The sequence below is a fragment of the Streptomyces sp. NPDC060064 genome, from assembly GCF_042736455.1.
GTDB lineage: Bacteria > Actinomycetota > Actinomycetes > Streptomycetales > Streptomycetaceae > Streptomyces.
On record NZ_JBHWWF010000057.1, the window covers coordinates 18,514 to 33,602 of the forward strand.

A 15,089-nucleotide genomic window follows, 5' to 3' on the forward strand; every position below is an offset into this window, starting at 1 on the left:
CCGCCCCCGATCTCGCGCGATTCGTTACCATATACCCACGAGGGGTATGTAGTCCCTTTCTGGACAAGCACAGTCGACAAGGACAGACGGACAACGGGAGGACGCGATGACGACCACCGAGGCGGCCGGCCCCCCGGTCACGGACCATGACCACGGTGTGCACGGCTACCACAAGCAGAAGGACGAGCACCTCAAGCGGCTGCGCCGGATCGAGGGCCAGATCCGCGGGCTGCAGCGGATGGTCGACGAGGACGTCTACTGCATCGACATACTCACCCAGGTCTCCGCGTCCACCAAGGCTCTGCAGTCCTTCGCGCTCCAGCTGCTGGAGGAGCATCTGCGGCACTGCGTCGCCGACGCTGCGGTGAAGGGCGGCGAGGAGATCGACGCGAAGGTCGAGGAGGCGACGAAGGCGATCGCGCGCCTTCTGCGCACCTAGTACATGCACGGGGCACGGCGACCGCGTCCCGGCTGCGCCCCGTGTTTCCGGTCACTCCTGCAGCGACGGGCCTGAGAGCGCGGACCGCTCGGCCACCACCTTCAGCACCTCGTCGATACGGTCCGGGCTGAGCCGTTCCTCGTCCGCGGCCGACGCCGCGATGATCAACTCACCACACAGCTCGATCTCCGCGAGGGCCACGTGGTCCTGGACGGTCGCAGTACTGGGCGGAGCCACGTGCATTCACCTCTTCCTGCCGGTGTCGACTTCCTAGCGTAGGGAGTGATACACGGACCGCGCATGGCACGTCCGGACCATTTAGGCCCTGATCTTCCCGGCGTAAATGTCCCGTTGGTCGGGGAGACGCACGGCCACCGGCGTCCCGAAGTCGTACAGCAGGGTGGTCGACGCGACGGCGACCGGGCGGCCCTGATTGGTGAAACTGAACCGGTGGCGCACCTTGCGCAGCCGGCCTTGTTCGTCGAAGTACACGTCGAACGGCACGATGTCCTTGGCGAACCCTTTCGCCGCGGCGGCCAGCGAGGCCCGCGCATGAGGTTCGGCCACTCGCGCCGCCTGCGCGATGTCCGTGGTGCCCCGGTAGTGACGCACCTTCGTCCCGGCCAGCTCCTCCTCGCCGACGTACGTCACGTCCCGCGCGCCGCGCAGCAGTTCGGCTGCGGCGAGCGGATCGGTCGCGCCGCCGGTGACCAGGTTGCCGTCCTCGAGGGTGGTCGTATCGACCCGCACCCACTTGTCGGCCGGTACGCCGGCGCCCCGGTTCTTCATGTACAGCGCCCCGGGCGTCAGCAGCTCGGTGATCGGACGGTGCTCGTCGGCGCCCGCGGGATCCTTGGGCAGTACGACCCTCAGCTCACCGGCCCGCCGCTTGAAGTCGTATCCGCCCTCGCCCCGGATGATCACCCGGGTCCCGCCGGTCGCCATCTCCATGGACGTTCGGGCCTTGGAGCTGCCGGCCCCCGCCAGTACGTCGGCGGCTTTCCGTACGTCGTCGACTCTGCTGCCACCCCGCCGGTCGTCGGCCACGGCACCGCCGCCGACGGAACACCCGCTGCTCGCCACCGCCCCCAGTACGACGGCCGCGACGGCGAACGCCCCGCCCCTGTGCCTGTGCTGCTGCACCACCATCGCCTGCCAACCCCCAACGCGAAACCGCTGCTTGTACGAGACCCCACCCGTCCCGCATAACGACTGCCCTGGCCCCTCGTCACGCGGGGGTCCGTCCTCGACGCGGCCCCAGTACCGTGGAGTGGTGCCTCAGCAAGACCCGACCAGCGACACCTCGCCACACCGAGCCACCACCACCGAACGCGGCTCATTCGCCACCGCCCGCTGCACCTGCGGCTGGGCCGGGCCTGCCCGACGTTCCCGCGAACGGGCGCGTACGGATGCCGAGTTGCACACATCGATACCTGCGACGGAACACTGACGCAGCCCATTGGGCCTGTGGCACAGGGAAAACCGCCGCCCACCCCCGGGAACCCACCGCCCCCAGGAACCGTCTCGTTCCCCAGGAGGCCCCATGGACCGGCGCGCACTGCTCACCACCGCTGTAGTTCTCACCGCTGCCGCCTGCACAGGCAAGAACGGCAGCGGCGCAACCGCAGCTCCTTCCGGCACGCCCGGCGCCGGCCGCTCACCGGGCAGATCCGCGTCCGCCACCACCATCACCACCGCCGCGGCGCCCGACTGGACCGCGCTCGCGCGCGGCCTCGACGGGAAGCTCGTACGCCCCGGTGACGCCGCGTACCGCTCCGCCCGGCAGCTCTACAACACCCGCTTCGACTCGCTGAAGCCCGCCGCCGTCGCCTATGTCGCAGGCGAGGACGACGTCAAGGAGTGCCTGGCCTACGCCAGAGCCCACCGCGTCCCCGTCTCCATCCGGAACGGCGGCCATTCCTATGCGGGCTGGTCCTCCGGCAACGGCCGCCTCGTCATCGATGTGTCCTCGCTGAACCGCGTCGGACAGGACGGCTCCATCGGCGCCGGCGCCAAGCTCATCGACGTCTACGCCGGTCTCGCCCGCAACAACCGCACCATCCCCGCGGGCTCGTGCCCCTCCGTCGGCGTGTCCGGTCTCACCCTCGGCGGCGGTCACGGCGTCACCTCACGCGCGTACGGTCTGACCTGCGACAGCCTCACCGCGGCGACCATTGTCACAGCCGACGGCAAGCAGCTGACCGCGAGCGCCACCGAGAACAAGGACCTCTTCTGGGCGCTGCGCGGCGCCGGCAACGGCAACTTCGGCGTCGTGACCCGACTCCACTTCCGTACCCATCCCACGCCGCCGACCGTCACGGCCTATCTCACCTGGCCCTGGGCGAAGGCCGCGGCCGTCCTCAGCGCCTGGCAGCAGTGGGGCCCGGACCAGCCGGACGAGATATGGTCGTCCGCGCATCTCGCCGCCGGGCCCGGCAGCACGCCGACCCTCTCCATAGCCGCGTTCTCCCTCGGCAGCGAGGGCGACCTCAAGAACGCGCTCGACCGCCTCGCTGACAAGGCCGGCTCGCCCGCCCGCTCGGTCTCGGTGCGCCGCCGCAGCTACCGGGAGGCGATGCTCGGCTACGCGAACTGCACGACGATCACCCAATCGCAGTGCCATCTGCCGGGCACCACTCCGGGCCGTTCGCCCCAGGGCGCGCTGCAGCGCGAGACATACGCCGCGGCCTCCGACTTCTTCGACCACAACCTCTCCCCGGCCGGAGTGCGCGCACTGATCTCCGCGACCGAGGCGTTCACCCGGATCAAGCCCGGCCAGAGCGGGGGCGGCGGCTCCATCGCGCTCACCGCGCTCGGCGGAGCGGTCAACCGCGTGGACCCGCTGGCGACGTCCTTCGTCCACCGGCGGTCCCGGATGCTCGCGCAGTACATCGGCTCCTGGCGGGCCGGCACCTCGGGCACCGCCCAGCAGGCGTGGCTCAAAAATGCCCATGCGTCGATGCGCCGTTATGCGTCGGGAGCCGCGTACCAGAACTACATCGATCCCACGCTGACCGACTGGCGCCGGGCGTACTACGGGCCTGCCGCGGACCGCCTCACCCGGCTGAAGAAGCAGTACGACCCGGACAGGGTCTTCAACTTCCCGCAGGCGCTGTAGTACGTACGGGCGGACGCCGGGCCGGGCGTCAGGCCGCCAGGTCCTTGTCTCCGGCGCCGGACCCCTCGGTCCTCGGCTCCGGAACGCCGAGCGTCTCCGGCAGGTCCGCCGGCCCCGCCGCCGCCCGCCTCGACCGTACGAGCCACGCCACCCGCCCCGACCCGGCGACCGCCGACATGAGCGGTGTCAGCAGCGCCAGCGCGAGCGGCGCGAGCAGCAGCGTCACCGCCGTACCGAGCGCGAATCCACCGACGACGTCGGTCGGGTAGTGCACGCCCATGTAGACGCGGCAGAAGCCCTCGGCCAGCGCGAGACCGATCGCGGCGAGCCCGAACTTCCGGTGTGCGACGAAGAGTCCGGCGCCGAGGGCCATCGCCATCGTCGCGTGGTCGCTCACGAAGGAGTAGTCGGTCTTTCCGGCCACCAGGACTTCAATGCCCTGGTGGTCCAGGAACGGCCGCGGTCGTTCGACGAATCCGCGGATGGGGATGTTGACCAGCAGCGCGAGTCCGGCGGCGAGCGGCGCCCAGATCAGCCCGGCGACCGCCGAGACCGAGTCCTCGGTGGTGCCGCGCCGGCGCACGCTCCACCAGCACCAGAACACCACCAGCACCATCGCGAGCATGATTCCGTACTCGCCGATGAATTCCATGGTGCCGTCGAGCCACGACGGGGCGCCCTTGGCCAGGCCGTTGATGTCGTAGAGCAGGCTGAGATCGGGGTTCGACCCATCCGATGCGAGTCCAGCCATCTGCTGCGGCCCCTTGCCTTGTCGCCTGCCGCGACGCACCTCCGCGTGCGCCGCATCTGCCAACCCCCGTGGTCAGTGCGGTGTCTGCTCCATGGTCAGTGCGCTGTCCCAGTCCAGGGAACGCCCCGCTCCCTGCATACGTTCCACTCTCCACCGAACGATCACCATGACGTTATCGAAGAGTGACACATCGTTGCAGCTCAGAGACGTGGCTCAGCGGAGGGTTCCGGCCACGCCCGACGGCTCGTCAGGCTTCCGGCAACGAGGTCGGCAGCGCCTTCGCGCCGTCCTTGGTGACCCTGGTCGCACCGAAGTAGTCCGGAGTGTCGATCTTGTCGAAGCGGATCACGGCGCCGGTGTACGGAGCGTCGATCATGTACCCGCCGCCGACATAGAGCCCGACGTGCCGGATCGCCCGCGAGTTGGTGAGGTCGTCGGAGAAGAAGACCAGATCGCCGGGGAGCAGCTCGTCCCGCGACGGATGCTCGCCGGCGTTGTACTGGTCGTTCGCGACGCGCGGCAGCTCGATCCCGACGGTCCGGTACGCGGCCTGGGTCAGCCCGGAACAGTCGAAGCGTCCGCCCTGCTCGGGCGTGCCGTTGCCGCCCCACAAATACTCGGTACCCAGCCTCTTCTGCGCGAAGTAGATCGCCGCGGCCGCCTGCCGCGACGGCTGGACCCGCCCGACAGGCCTGGCGAAGCTCTTCTCCAGAGTGCGGATGACCTTCACATAGTTCTGTGTCTCGCGGTACGGCGGTACGCCTTGGTACTTGATGACGGCGTAGGCGCCGGCGTTGTACGCGGCGAGCATGTTGTCGGTCGCGTTGCCGGGCGCTTTCTTTACATATCCGGCCAGTTCGCAGTCGTACGAGGCGGCGGACGGAATCGCGTCGGCCGGATCCCAGACGTCGCGGTCGCCGTCCTTGTCGCCGTCGACGCCGTGCGCGGCCCAGGTCCCGGGGATGAACTGCGCGATGCCCTGGGCCGCGGCGGGGCTCTGCGCCTTGGGGTTCCAGCCGCTCTCCTGGTAGAGCTGGGCAGCGAGCAAAGCGGGGTTGATGGCCGGGCAGAGGTTGCCCCACTTCTGTACGAGCGGCTGATAGAGCGCGGGCACGGCACCCTTGGCAAGGCCGACCGCACGGCCGCCGCTTCCGCCCATGAGCCCGGCGGCCGCGGAGTAGGTACCGACGACGAGCAGCACGACGAAGCTCAGGCACAGCCCGATCCCGACTCCACCGGCCATCCAGACTTTTCGCACGCTCTCAACCCTCCCCCATCCAAGCCGCGTTCCTGCCCGTCTCCACTCGCGAGCCTAGGGTTTGCGTCCCACGCCGCCGAACATGGCGACCTCGTCGGCAGGCACCTCGGGCCGCCAGCGGGAACACGACACCACGCCGGGCTCCAGCATCTCGAGACCGTCGAAGTACCGGGTGAGTTGCTGCGGGGTGCGCTGGGTGAGCCGGGGCGTGCCGTGCTCGTTCCAGAACGCGACGGCGGCGTCCACATCCGGCATCGCCGGGCTGGTGATGGTGTGGGACAGGACAAGATGACTGCCGGCGGGCAGCGCGTCCATGAGGCGGCGGACGATGCCGTACGACTCCTCGTCGTCCTCAATGAAGATCACGACACCGAGCAGCATCAGCGCGACGGGCCGGGTGAGGTCGAGCGTCCGGGCGGCGCTCTCCAGGATCGTGTCGACATCGCGCAGATCGGCGTCGAGATAGTCGGTGCGGCCCTCGGGCGTACTGGTGAGCAGGGCGCGGGCGTGCGCGAGGACCAGGGGATCGTTGTCCACGTACACGACGCGCGCCTCGGGCGCGGCGCGCTGGGCCACCTCGTGGGTGTTGTCGGCGCTGGGCAGCCCGGTCCCGATGTCGAGGAACTGCCGGATTCCCACCTCGGCGGCGAGATGATGCACGGCCCGCCCCAGGAACAGCCGGTCCGCGAGGGCGTAGTCGCCGATTCCGGGGTGGAGCGCGCGGATCTGGTCCCCGGCTTCGCGGTCGACGGAGTAGTTGTCCTTGCCGCCGGTCCAGTAGTTCCAGATCCGGGCGGTGTGGGGGCGCGTGGTGTCGATCCTTGCGAGTAAGTGCGCGTTGTCGGTCACACGGTCCAAGATATCCAACTCGGCTTGGAACGGCTGGTGTTGGGTCAGACGGTGCTTCTGTCCAGTGGCGGGCCGATGTCGGACGGAAGCACGCGGCCAGGGCGAGAACGGCGGCAGCGCCCAGATGGGGGCACAACGACAGTTATTGCCCGGAGTCACGCTCCGTGATACACAGAGTGACCGTACATGCTCCTCGTACCTTCTCCGGCCCATGCCGCCGCAGGTCAGGACGACTGGACCGGTCATACGTGCGGAGATCGGGTAAAGAGACCCGCCAAGTCGGCTTACGGGGGCGGTTTCATCAGCGAAGATAGAACGACGACCCATGCCGAGCGGCAGGGGCACTGAACAACCCAACAGGGGCGGTGAGTTACATGATCCTGGCAGCCGAAAAGGGCGACATCACCACCATCATCGGCGGAATCGCCCCGAACTGGGGGCCTTTCGGGAGCCTGGGTAACGAGGCCAGAGTGATGATCGAGGTCGTGATGGCCGTGGCCATCCTCCTCTGCCTCGGCATCGCGATCTGGGGCGCGGCGAAACAGCGCATCGGAGCGACGGCACTCCGCGACACCTTCAGCGCCGAACAGGGCAAGGGCCTGATCGTCGCCGGTCTGACCGGCGTCTTCATCATCGGGTCGCTGGGGACCTTGTTCACCATCGTGTACGGGATGGCTGTCTGACCCCCCGCCGGTCCTCTCCGGGCTTGCCCGGCCCACCCTTTGAGGTTGCGTTTCCCTGATGTCGAGTCACCACACCACGCCCGCAAGGGAAGCAGCACGACTACCGTCGTACTACGTGACGGAATTCGCGTCGTACTACGCGGAACTGCAAACGGTTGAGGTATGGGGTCTCCCCAGTGGAGCGAGGGGAAGTACGCGAGATGAGCCTCGGTGACGAGCGCGGCTACGGCGGCGAGTCGGGCAGCCGTACGGAGGAGGGCTTCGGCGGCTCGGGCCAGACGCGTACGCGCCTGCCGGGCAACGGCGACACCGACGTCTACGGCGGCGCGCGCCGACCCGTGCGGAACTCACGCTCCCTCATCACGGTGGTGGGCGTGGTGGTGCTGCTGATCGCGGCTATCGCGTTCGCGAACCAGGGCGGCGCCGGGGGCGAGGACGACCCGTCGGGGGGCGGGGGCAAGGGGGCAGCCGGGGCTCCGACGGCGGCGACGGGCGTGAGACCGGTGACGGAGAAGGACGGGGGGATTCCTTCGGGGTACGCGAAGGATGAGCAGGGGGCGCAGAGTGCGGCGGCGAACTATCTGGCCGCGCTGGGCTCTGACGGTATGTACAACAAGGCCCGCCGCGAGCAGATCGTCAGCACTGTGTACGCGCCCGAGGTCGCCGCTGCCCGCAAGGGTGACCTGAACAAGGTGTACTCCGGCGAGAAGTTCCTCACCAGCATCGGGCTGAACCCCGACGGCACAGCCCCGGCCGGGATGACGTTCATTACCCGCTTCAACCCGGTGGGATCCAAGGTGGAGAACTTCAACGGTGGCACCGCACGCGTCTCCGTTTGGTACTCGGCGCTCTTCGGACTGGCCGGTGAAGGCTCCAAGAACCCCGTTTCCGAGAGCTGGTACACGAACATCTTCGAGCTGAAGTGGATCGACGGGGACTGGAAGGTCACTGACTTCACACAGAAGGACGGCCCAGTACCGGTCGGCCGTGACCAGGCCGCTTCCGGCGCCAAGGAGATGGCCGACGCCGTGCGACAGTTCGGAGGGTTCACGTATGCCCGATAACCGGCGCCGAGCCCTCTCGATCACCGCCGCAGTCCTCGGTCTTCAGACGGCTGTCGTACTGCTGGCGACCCGCGCTTCCGCAGCCCCGGCGCCCACGCCGACTCCAAGCAAGAGCAACGACCCCTGCGACCTGATTCGCGGCCCCGCACGTGACTACTGCGACAACGGCGCCCCCGGCGGCGCCCCCCGCTCCACCCCCCTCGACCCCGCCAACGCCCTCGACCCCCTCTCCTCCCTCGCCCGCGGCTGCGCCGACGCCGCCGTCTGGACCATCGACCAGCTCTCCAAAGCGGTGAATTCGACCGCCACCGTCGACTTCACCAACTCCGCCTTCCGCGCCCAGTACGCCATCGTCTTCGCCGCTTCCACCATCCTCACCCTCGTCCTCTGGCTCCTCGCCGTCGCCAAGCGCGCCGTCCGCGGTGTCCCCCTCACCACCGCCATCTCCGAAGCCGTCGGCTTCCTCTGGCTCACCGTCCTCGCGTCCGCCTTCACCCCGCTGATCCTCTACACCCTCGTCTCCGCGACCGACGGCGTCACCGAGGTCATCGCAGGCGGCACCAGCGGGCAGACCGACCAGTTCTTCGGGAACTTCTCCGGTGCCCTGAAGAAGGGGACCGACATCGGCGGCGGGCCGATCATGCTGATCGTCGTCTCACTCGTCACGATCCTCGCCGCCGGCGTCCTCTTCCTCGAGCTGTTCATCCGCGCGATCCTTCTCTACGTCGGCGCCCTCCTCGGCGTCGTCGTCTACTCCGGACTCGTCGACAAGAACATGTGGGGACGGGTCCGCCGCTGGGCCGGAATCATGATCGCGATCATCATGGTCAAGCCAGTGATCGCGATCGTCCTGGGTCTCGCGGGCGCGCTCTCCGCCGAGAACGGACCCAACTCCTTCTCCGCCGTCGTCTCCGGCCTCGCGATCATCCTGCTCGCCATCTTCGCCTCCGCGGTGATCTACCGTTTCGTCCCGGGTTTCGGCGACGAGATCGTCGCCTCCCGCAACAACCGCCTGCAGAACGGCGCCGAGAACGCCGCGGCCGCCGTCATCAGCTCGCCCGCCACCCTTGTTTCCCAGGGCATCAAGACCCATAGCAGCCGCGGCAACCAGGGCGGCGGCGACAGCAGCAACGGCAGCGCCCCACGCCCCGCCAACCCCATCAGCGGAGGCGTCGCCGCGCACAGCAGCCGCCCCTCCGGCGGGGGCACCGCGGGCGGCGGATCCGCCGCGCCCCCGCCCCGTAACAGCAGTCCCGGATCCGGCACCCCGCACAGCAACCGCAAGAGCACAGGAGGTGGAGGGCGTTGACGACCCAGTCCCAAGCGATCACGCCCCGCCGTACGTATCTCATCGGCCGTGCCCGGCCGAACGCGATCGTCGGCAAGAACCGCGAGACCGGCGAGATCGCGCTGATCATCGCCGGCGCGTTCCTCGGCATGATGAGCGGGCTGCTGGTCCCCGTCCTGTCCCTGCGGATCGTGCTCCTGATGGGCTTCCCGCTCCTCGCTCTCGCCGCTGTGTACGTCCCGTTCAGGCACCGCACCTTCTACAAGTGGTTCGAGATCAACCGCAGTTACAAGCGCACCCTGCGCAGCGGCACCCTCTACCGCTCCTCCGCCGCCGAGGCCGGTATCCGTCTCGACGGCCGTGAGATCGAGGTCGGCCCGCCCCCGGGCATCGGCAGGATCAACTGGCTCGCCGCGCCCTTCGGCCCGGACGAGATCGCCGTACTGCTGCATGCCGACCGCCGTACCGTCACCGCCGCCATCGAGATCGAGGGCCCCGGCGTCGGACTGCGCGACAGCGAGGACCAGGAGGCGCTCGTCGATCGCTTCGGCACGCTGCTGAAGCATGTGGCCAACGGCGACGGCTTTGTAACGCGCCTTCAGATGCTCGCCCGTACGCTCCCCGCCGACCCCGACGCGCACGCCAAGGACGTTGCCCAGCGCGGCGACCAGCAGACGCCGATGTGGCTGCGCGACTCGTACGACCAGCTGCAGTCGATGGTCTCCACCTCCAGCGAGCAGCACCGCGCGTACCTCGTCGCCTGCATGCACTACACCCGTGAACTGGCCGCCGAGGCCCACACCATGGCCCGTGCCGCCCGCCCGCAGTCCGGCCGCAAGCTCGACAAGGACGCGGGCCTCGCCGTCGTCATGGCCCGCGAGCTCACCGACATCTGTGCGCGCCTCGCCGAGGCGGACATCCGGGTCCGCCAGCCGCTCGGCCAGGGCCGTCTTGCCTCCCTCGTCCACTCGATGTACGACCCCGACCACCCCATCGACCACATCCAGGCGATGACGAAACGGAACGCCTGGCCGGCCGAGCTGGACGCCATGCAGCCGACGTATCTGCAGGCGAAGACCCGTGAGTCGTCCACCCGCGCGCCCTGGTGCCACTCCACCGCCTGGGTGAAGGAGTGGCCGATGACGCCGGTCGGCGTCAACTTCCTGGCGCCGCTGCTCGTCCACACGCCCGATGTGATCCGTACCGTCGCGGTCTGCATGGACCTGGAGCCGACCGAGGTCGCCATCGAGCGGATGCTCACCGAGAAGACGAACGACGAGGCGGACGCGAGCCGCGCCGCCAAGATGAACCGGACCGTCGACCCCCGCGACATCGCCGCGCACGGACGGCTCGACCAGCGGGGTGAAGATCTGGCGAGCGGTGCGGCAGGGGTCAACCTCGTCGGGTACATCACTGTGTCATCGCGTTCGCCCGAAGCCCTGGCCCGGGACAAGCGCACGATCAGGGCCTCGGCCGGCAAGTCCTATCTGAAGCTGGAGTGGTGCGATCGTGAGCACCACCGGGCTTTTGTGAACACCTTGCCGTTCGCGACCGGCATCCGACGCTGAACGAGAGGGCAGTCCGCCATGCGAGATCCGCTGTCCGTCTTCACGGATGCCTTCACCGCCTTCCTCTTCGGGAAGGTCGAGACGACCCGCCTGCCCGTCCGTACGTCGACGGGGCAGGCGCAGGCCGTCTACCTCCCCACCGCCGCGCCCGGCCTCGGCGACTCGGGCGTGATCATCGGCCGCGAGGTGTACAGCGGCAAGGGCTATATCTACGACCCCTTCCAGCTGTACGGCCAGCAGCTCCCGGCCCCCCACTGGCTGGTGCTCGGCGAGTCCGGCAACGGCAAGTCGGCGCTCGAGAAGACGTACGTACTACGGCAGTTGCGGTTCCGCGACCGCCAAGTGGTGGTGCTGGACGCCCAGGGCGAGGACGGGGTGGGCGAGTGGAACCTCGTCGCCCAGGAACTGGGCATCACACCCATCCGGCTGGACCCGATGACAGCGCTGGACGGCGGCATACGGCTCAATCCCCTCGACCCCGCGATCACGACGACGGGACAGCTGGCTCTGCTCCGTACGATCATCGAGGTCGCCATGGGGCACGGACTCGACGAGCGGTCGGGCTTCGCGCTGAAGGTGGCGCACGCGTTCGTCAACGAGGCGATCGTCGACCGGCAGCCGGTGCTGACCGACATCGTGGACCAGCTGCGGCACCCGGAGGAGGAGTCCGCCGAGTCGATGAACGTCGACCTGGACGACGTACGGGCATGGGGCCTGGATGTCGCCCTCGTCCTGGACCGACTGGTCGACGGTGACCTGCGCGGCATGTTCGACGGGCCGACGACGGTCGGGATCGATCTGGACGCACCGCTGATCGTCTTCGACCTCTCGCACATCGACCGGAACTCGATCGCGATGCCGATCCTGATGGCGATCGTGGGGGTGTGGCTGGAGCACACCTGGATCCGCCCGGACCGAAAGAAACGCATCTTCCTGGTGGAGGAGGCGTGGCACATCATCAACTCACCCTTTGTGGCCCAGCTCTTCCAGCGCCTGCTGAAGTTCGGCCGCCGACTGGGCCTGTCCTTCGTGGCCGTCGTCCACCATCTCTCGGACGTGGTCGACGGGGCTGCGGCGCGGGAGGCGGCGGCGATCCTGAAGATGGCGTCGACGAGGACGATCTACGCGCAGAAGGCGGACGAGGCACGGGCCACGGGCCGGGTGCTCGGCCTGCCGCGATGGGCGGTGGAAATCATTCCCACGCTCACTCCCGGAATCGCGGTCTGGGACGTCAACGGCAATGTCCAGGTGGTCAAACACCTGGTGACGGAGGCGGAGAGACCACTGGTCTTCACGGACCGGGCGATGACGGAATCCTCGGGGCCTGCGCTGCCCGAGGACGTGGCCGCCGCGGAGTGGGAGGCGGAGCAGCGCGCGGCCCTGATCGAACAGCATCAGCTGGACGAGTCCTCCGAGTCGACGGTGGCATGACATGCACGACCGCCGTCACTACCAGCACGCTCAGGAGCGGGACGAGCGCGGCATTCCCGACGGCCTGCTGGTGGGCCTGCTCGGCTTTCTGCTCGGGCTGAGCCTGCTGGTCTGGACGGCCACGGGGCTGGCGGGCATGATCACGCACGGCTCGTGGCCGACGGGTGTCACCTACGCCGGTACACCGCTGGCCATACGCGCGCTGGCGTCCAAGCCGCACGACCTCCAGGCCGCATGGCCGGACACTCCGCCGGCGGAGCTGTCGGGGTACGGGCTGTTCTGGGGCCTGGCCATAGGCGAGTTGATGGTGCTGGTGGTAGTGACGGTGTTCGTACTCGGCACGGTCGCCCGCTGGCACGTGGGCCGCGCGGGCCGCGTCTCCGACGCTCCCTCGCCCCGGACCGCCCCCGCCGCGAAGACGGAGGACTGGGACCCGGTGGGCTCCTCGACCGCGGGTTCCTCGACCGCGGGCGCGCACACGGGAAGCCCGGACCCGACGAAGCCGGCTGACGGCCGCCTCGGGCAGCCGCGGGATGTCGGCCAGGGAGCGAGCGGCCGGGACCCCCGCGCCGCCTCCGGCCCCGCCACTCCCTCGCCGGGAGCGCCCACAGGCCCGTACGCCGGGGCCACAAACCCCGACCCCCCTATGGAGCAAGGCGCGGGCGGATGGGCCGGCGCCCACGGCTCCGGCATTCCCACAGGCCCGTACGCCGCAGCCGCAAGCCAAGACGCGCACACGTACCCGGGAACCGGGCACCAGCCCGGCGAGCCCAGCCACCCATCAGCCGCAGCCCCGGGCGACGGCGCAGCGGCGAGCCCGCACCCGGCCCATCCCTCGGCGAGCCGGGGCGCTGCCACGAGCCCGCACATCCGGCCCGCAGGCGCCAACCCCCTTATGGGGCAAGGCGCGGGCGGATGGGATCCCCACACCGCCCTGCCCGCACCCCGCACCCCCCGTATCCTCTACGGCGACCCCGCCACCCGCCGGCCCGTCACCGTTCAGGCCGTCCTCGACGCCGAAGGGCCGGCGCTCGTCGTCACCTCCGATCCCACCGTGTGGGCCGAGACCAAGGGCGCGCGAGCCAAGCTCGGCCCTGTCCTCGTCTACGACCCCGGTCATCTCTGCGACACCCCGGCCCGCCTCCACTGGTCGCCCACCGCGCTCTGCGAGGACGCCGCCACCGCCGCCGCCCGCGCCGTCGCCCTCCTCGCGCCCATAAGGCCCCGCGCCCTCCTCGACGCCGCCATGGCCGACACCGCGGAGACACTCCTGCGCTGCTGGCTGCATGCCGCCGCGGTGGACGGACGCCCGTTCAAGCAGCTCCACCGCTGGGCACAGGGCGGGAGCGCCCAAGACGCCGTACGTATTCTCCGTACGCATCCCAAGGCCACCGCCGGACTCGCCGGGCTGCTCGAGTCCGCGCTGACCGGGCATCCCGAACGCCGGGAGATCGCCCAGCAGTTGGTGGTGCGCGCCCTCTCCGTGCTCTCCTCGATCCACATCCGTGAGGCTTGCACCCCGAACCGAACCGATTCCCTCACCTTGGAATCATTCATAAACGAAGGGGGAACCCTTTATGTGGTGGGTGAACCGATCGAGGACCCCAGAACCCACCCCGGCGCAATGCCTCTGCTCACCGCACTCGCCTCAGACGTGGTCGAGCACGGCCGCCGCATGGCCGCACGGTCATCCGACGGCCGGCTCGACCCACCAATGACGCTCGTCCTGGACGACGTCGCGGCCGTGGCTCCCCTTCCCAGCCTTCCGGAGCTGCTGGCAACCGGTCAGGACCAGGGACTGCCTACCCTGGTCCTGCTCCGTTCCGCCGAACAGGCGCGCGCCCGCTGGCCCGAGCCGCTCACCCAGTAAGCCGAGCAGCCGACGGCGGGAGCTGACGCTTGACCTCGAGCTCCACGTCCCGTGCCGTGGAATCCCCCGGCACGGGTACGGAGTCCCCGCTCGCCACAAACCCGATGCGCCGGTAGAACGCCTCGGCACGCGCATTGCGCTCGTCCACATACAGCCGCACCCGCTCCACAGGCGGCCCCGCCAGCGACCAGGACCACTCCAGAGCCGCCTCGAACAGCGCCTCCGCAAGCCCCGCACCACGCACCTCCGGCCGTACGAACACCCCGACCACATGCGTCTGGTCGGTCTTTGCCGCCTCCCCGAACCGCACCTCTCCGGCCGGCCGCTCGACGAGGACCGTGAGTGTGCCGACCCACCGCCCGTCCGCCAGCTCAGCGATGAACTGGCGCGCGACGACCCCCTCCGCCGCCGCGGAGGTTCGGTCCTGCCAGAAGCCTTCGGGCCGCTCCAGGGCCTGCTCGTACGTCTCCAGAAAAGCGAGGGGCGCGACCGGGTCCTGCAGAGCGGCGAGCCGGATCTCCCTGGCCTTCGCCCACTCCTCGGCGCCCACCGCACGGATGACATAGTCGATCTGATCCATCTGCCGATACTGACCGGGCCCGGGCAATTGAGCAAGCAATGGGTCCTGAACGCAGAAAAGCCCCGCACCATAAAGGTGCGGGGCTTTCCCACAATGATTGTTCGGCGGCGTCCTACTCTCCCACAGGGTCCCCCCTGCAGTACCATCGGCGCTGAAAGGCTTAGCTTCCGGGTTCGGAATGTAACCGGGC

General features: G+C 69.3%; 14 protein-coding genes and 1 rRNA gene. 8 read left to right on the forward strand and 7 right to left on the reverse strand.

Annotated features, from left to right (window positions below):
* Nucleotides 1-106 precede the first annotated feature (106 nt).
* The gene (locus ACFWDI_RS37975; protein ID WP_251017580.1) at nt 107-439 is read left to right on the forward strand and encodes a metal-sensitive transcriptional regulator; all 333 of its coding nucleotides are present in this window, start codon (nt 107-109) and stop codon (nt 437-439) included.
* A gap of 51 nt (nt 440-490) precedes the next feature.
* On the opposite strand, the gene ACFWDI_RS37980 is transcribed toward ACFWDI_RS37975, so the two are convergent.
* Both ACFWDI_RS37980 and ACFWDI_RS37985 read right to left on the reverse strand, forming a co-directional pair.
* Nucleotides 491-682 (reverse strand): hypothetical protein, encoded by a 192-nt coding sequence (locus tag ACFWDI_RS37980; RefSeq protein ID WP_385311327.1) that lies wholly within the window; start codon nt 680-682, stop codon nt 491-493.
* Nucleotides 683-757: 75 nt separating this feature from the next.
* The gene (locus ACFWDI_RS37985; RefSeq protein WP_385311329.1) at nt 758-1,588 is read right to left on the reverse strand and encodes a hypothetical protein; all 831 of its coding nucleotides are present in this window, start codon (nt 1,586-1,588) and stop codon (nt 758-760) included.
* A gap of 394 nt (nt 1,589-1,982) precedes the next feature.
* On the opposite strand from ACFWDI_RS37985, the gene ACFWDI_RS37990 reads away from it, so the two are divergent.
* On the forward strand, nt 1,983-3,557 hold the full coding sequence (locus ACFWDI_RS37990; RefSeq protein ID WP_385311331.1) for an FAD-binding oxidoreductase: 1,575 nt from the start codon (nt 1,983-1,985) through the stop codon (nt 3,555-3,557).
* Nucleotides 3,558-3,585: 28 nt separating this feature from the next.
* Here the strand turns inward: ACFWDI_RS37990 and ACFWDI_RS37995 are convergent, their stop codons facing one another.
* The 3 genes from ACFWDI_RS37995 to ACFWDI_RS38005 form a co-directional block, all read right to left on the reverse strand.
* Nucleotides 3,586-4,308: a phosphatase PAP2 family protein gene (locus ACFWDI_RS37995; protein WP_385311333.1), complete on the reverse strand. Its 723-nt coding sequence runs from the start codon at nt 4,306-4,308 to the stop codon at nt 3,586-3,588.
* Between the two features lie 247 nt (nt 4,309-4,555).
* On the reverse strand, nt 4,556-5,551 hold the full coding sequence (locus ACFWDI_RS38000; protein ID WP_327328382.1) for a bifunctional lytic transglycosylase/C40 family peptidase: 996 nt from the start codon (nt 5,549-5,551) through the stop codon (nt 4,556-4,558).
* Between the two features lie 69 nt (nt 5,552-5,620).
* On the reverse strand, nt 5,621-6,424 hold the full coding sequence (locus ACFWDI_RS38005; protein ID WP_385311335.1) for an SAM-dependent methyltransferase: 804 nt from the start codon (nt 6,422-6,424) through the stop codon (nt 5,621-5,623).
* 365 nt (nt 6,425-6,789) lie between these two features.
* Here ACFWDI_RS38005 and ACFWDI_RS38010 point away from each other — a divergent pair, with 365 nt between their 5' ends.
* The 6 genes from ACFWDI_RS38010 (at nt 6,790) to ACFWDI_RS38035 (ending at nt 14,319) form a co-directional block, all read left to right on the forward strand.
* On the forward strand, nt 6,790-7,098 hold the full coding sequence (locus tag ACFWDI_RS38010) for a hypothetical protein (RefSeq protein ID WP_142217964.1): 309 nt from the start codon (nt 6,790-6,792) through the stop codon (nt 7,096-7,098).
* A gap of 200 nt (nt 7,099-7,298) precedes the next feature.
* Nucleotides 7,299-8,162, forward strand: coding sequence for a hypothetical protein (locus ACFWDI_RS38015; protein ID WP_385311337.1), 864 nt, complete (start codon nt 7,299-7,301; stop codon nt 8,160-8,162).
* The gene (locus ACFWDI_RS38020; RefSeq protein ID WP_385311339.1) at nt 8,152-9,471 is read left to right on the forward strand and encodes a hypothetical protein; all 1,320 of its coding nucleotides are present in this window, start codon (nt 8,152-8,154) and stop codon (nt 9,469-9,471) included. Before ACFWDI_RS38015 ends, ACFWDI_RS38020 begins: the two co-directional genes overlap by 11 nt.
* Nucleotides 9,468-11,018 (forward strand): SCO6880 family protein, encoded by a 1,551-nt coding sequence (locus ACFWDI_RS38025; protein ID WP_385311340.1) that lies wholly within the window; start codon nt 9,468-9,470, stop codon nt 11,016-11,018. Before ACFWDI_RS38020 ends, ACFWDI_RS38025 begins: the two co-directional genes overlap by 4 nt.
* A gap of 18 nt (nt 11,019-11,036) precedes the next feature.
* A complete protein-coding gene (locus ACFWDI_RS38030) occupies nt 11,037-12,449 on the forward strand; it encodes an ATP-binding protein (RefSeq protein ID WP_385311342.1) in 1,413 nt (470 codons plus the stop codon).
* 1 nt (nt 12,450) lies between these two features.
* Complete coding sequence (locus tag ACFWDI_RS38035) at nt 12,451-14,319, forward strand: type VI secretion protein (protein ID WP_385311344.1); 1,869 nt, start codon at nt 12,451-12,453, stop codon at nt 14,317-14,319.
* Here ACFWDI_RS38035 and ACFWDI_RS38040 read toward each other — a convergent pair.
* Both ACFWDI_RS38040 and rrf read right to left on the reverse strand, forming a co-directional pair.
* Complete coding sequence (locus ACFWDI_RS38040) at nt 14,309-14,890, reverse strand: GNAT family N-acetyltransferase (protein ID WP_385311347.1); 582 nt, start codon at nt 14,888-14,890, stop codon at nt 14,309-14,311. The genes ACFWDI_RS38035 and ACFWDI_RS38040 overlap by 11 nt on opposite strands.
* Before the next feature lie 108 nt (nt 14,891-14,998).
* A 5S ribosomal RNA gene (rrf, locus tag ACFWDI_RS38045) occupies nt 14,999-15,089 on the reverse strand; the annotation flags it as partial.

What these genes read in the sequence shown, in the direction of transcription:
- ACFWDI_RS37975 (WP_251017580.1), top strand. Translation starts at nt 107, where the DNA reads ATGACGACCACCGAGGCGGCCGGCCCCCCGGTCACGGACCATGACCAC.
- ACFWDI_RS37980 (WP_385311327.1), bottom strand. Translation starts at nt 682, where the DNA reads ATGCACGTGGCTCCGCCCAGTACTGCGACCGTCCAGGACCACGTGGCC.
- ACFWDI_RS37985 (WP_385311329.1), bottom strand. Translation starts at nt 1,588, where the DNA reads ATGGTGGTGCAGCAGCACAGGCACAGGGGCGGGGCGTTCGCCGTCGCG.
- ACFWDI_RS37990 (WP_385311331.1), top strand. Translation starts at nt 1,983, where the DNA reads ATGGACCGGCGCGCACTGCTCACCACCGCTGTAGTTCTCACCGCTGCC.
- ACFWDI_RS37995 (WP_385311333.1), bottom strand. Translation starts at nt 4,308, where the DNA reads ATGGCTGGACTCGCATCGGATGGGTCGAACCCCGATCTCAGCCTGCTC.
- ACFWDI_RS38000 (WP_327328382.1), bottom strand. Translation starts at nt 5,551, where the DNA reads ATGGCCGGTGGAGTCGGGATCGGGCTGTGCCTGAGCTTCGTCGTGCTG.
- ACFWDI_RS38010 (WP_142217964.1), top strand. Translation starts at nt 6,790, where the DNA reads ATGATCCTGGCAGCCGAAAAGGGCGACATCACCACCATCATCGGCGGA.
- ACFWDI_RS38015 (WP_385311337.1), top strand. Translation starts at nt 7,299, where the DNA reads ATGAGCCTCGGTGACGAGCGCGGCTACGGCGGCGAGTCGGGCAGCCGT.
- ACFWDI_RS38020 (WP_385311339.1), top strand. Translation starts at nt 8,152, where the DNA reads ATGCCCGATAACCGGCGCCGAGCCCTCTCGATCACCGCCGCAGTCCTC.
- ACFWDI_RS38030 (WP_385311342.1), top strand. Translation starts at nt 11,037, where the DNA reads ATGCGAGATCCGCTGTCCGTCTTCACGGATGCCTTCACCGCCTTCCTC.
- ACFWDI_RS38035 (WP_385311344.1), top strand. Translation starts at nt 12,451, where the DNA reads ATGCACGACCGCCGTCACTACCAGCACGCTCAGGAGCGGGACGAGCGC.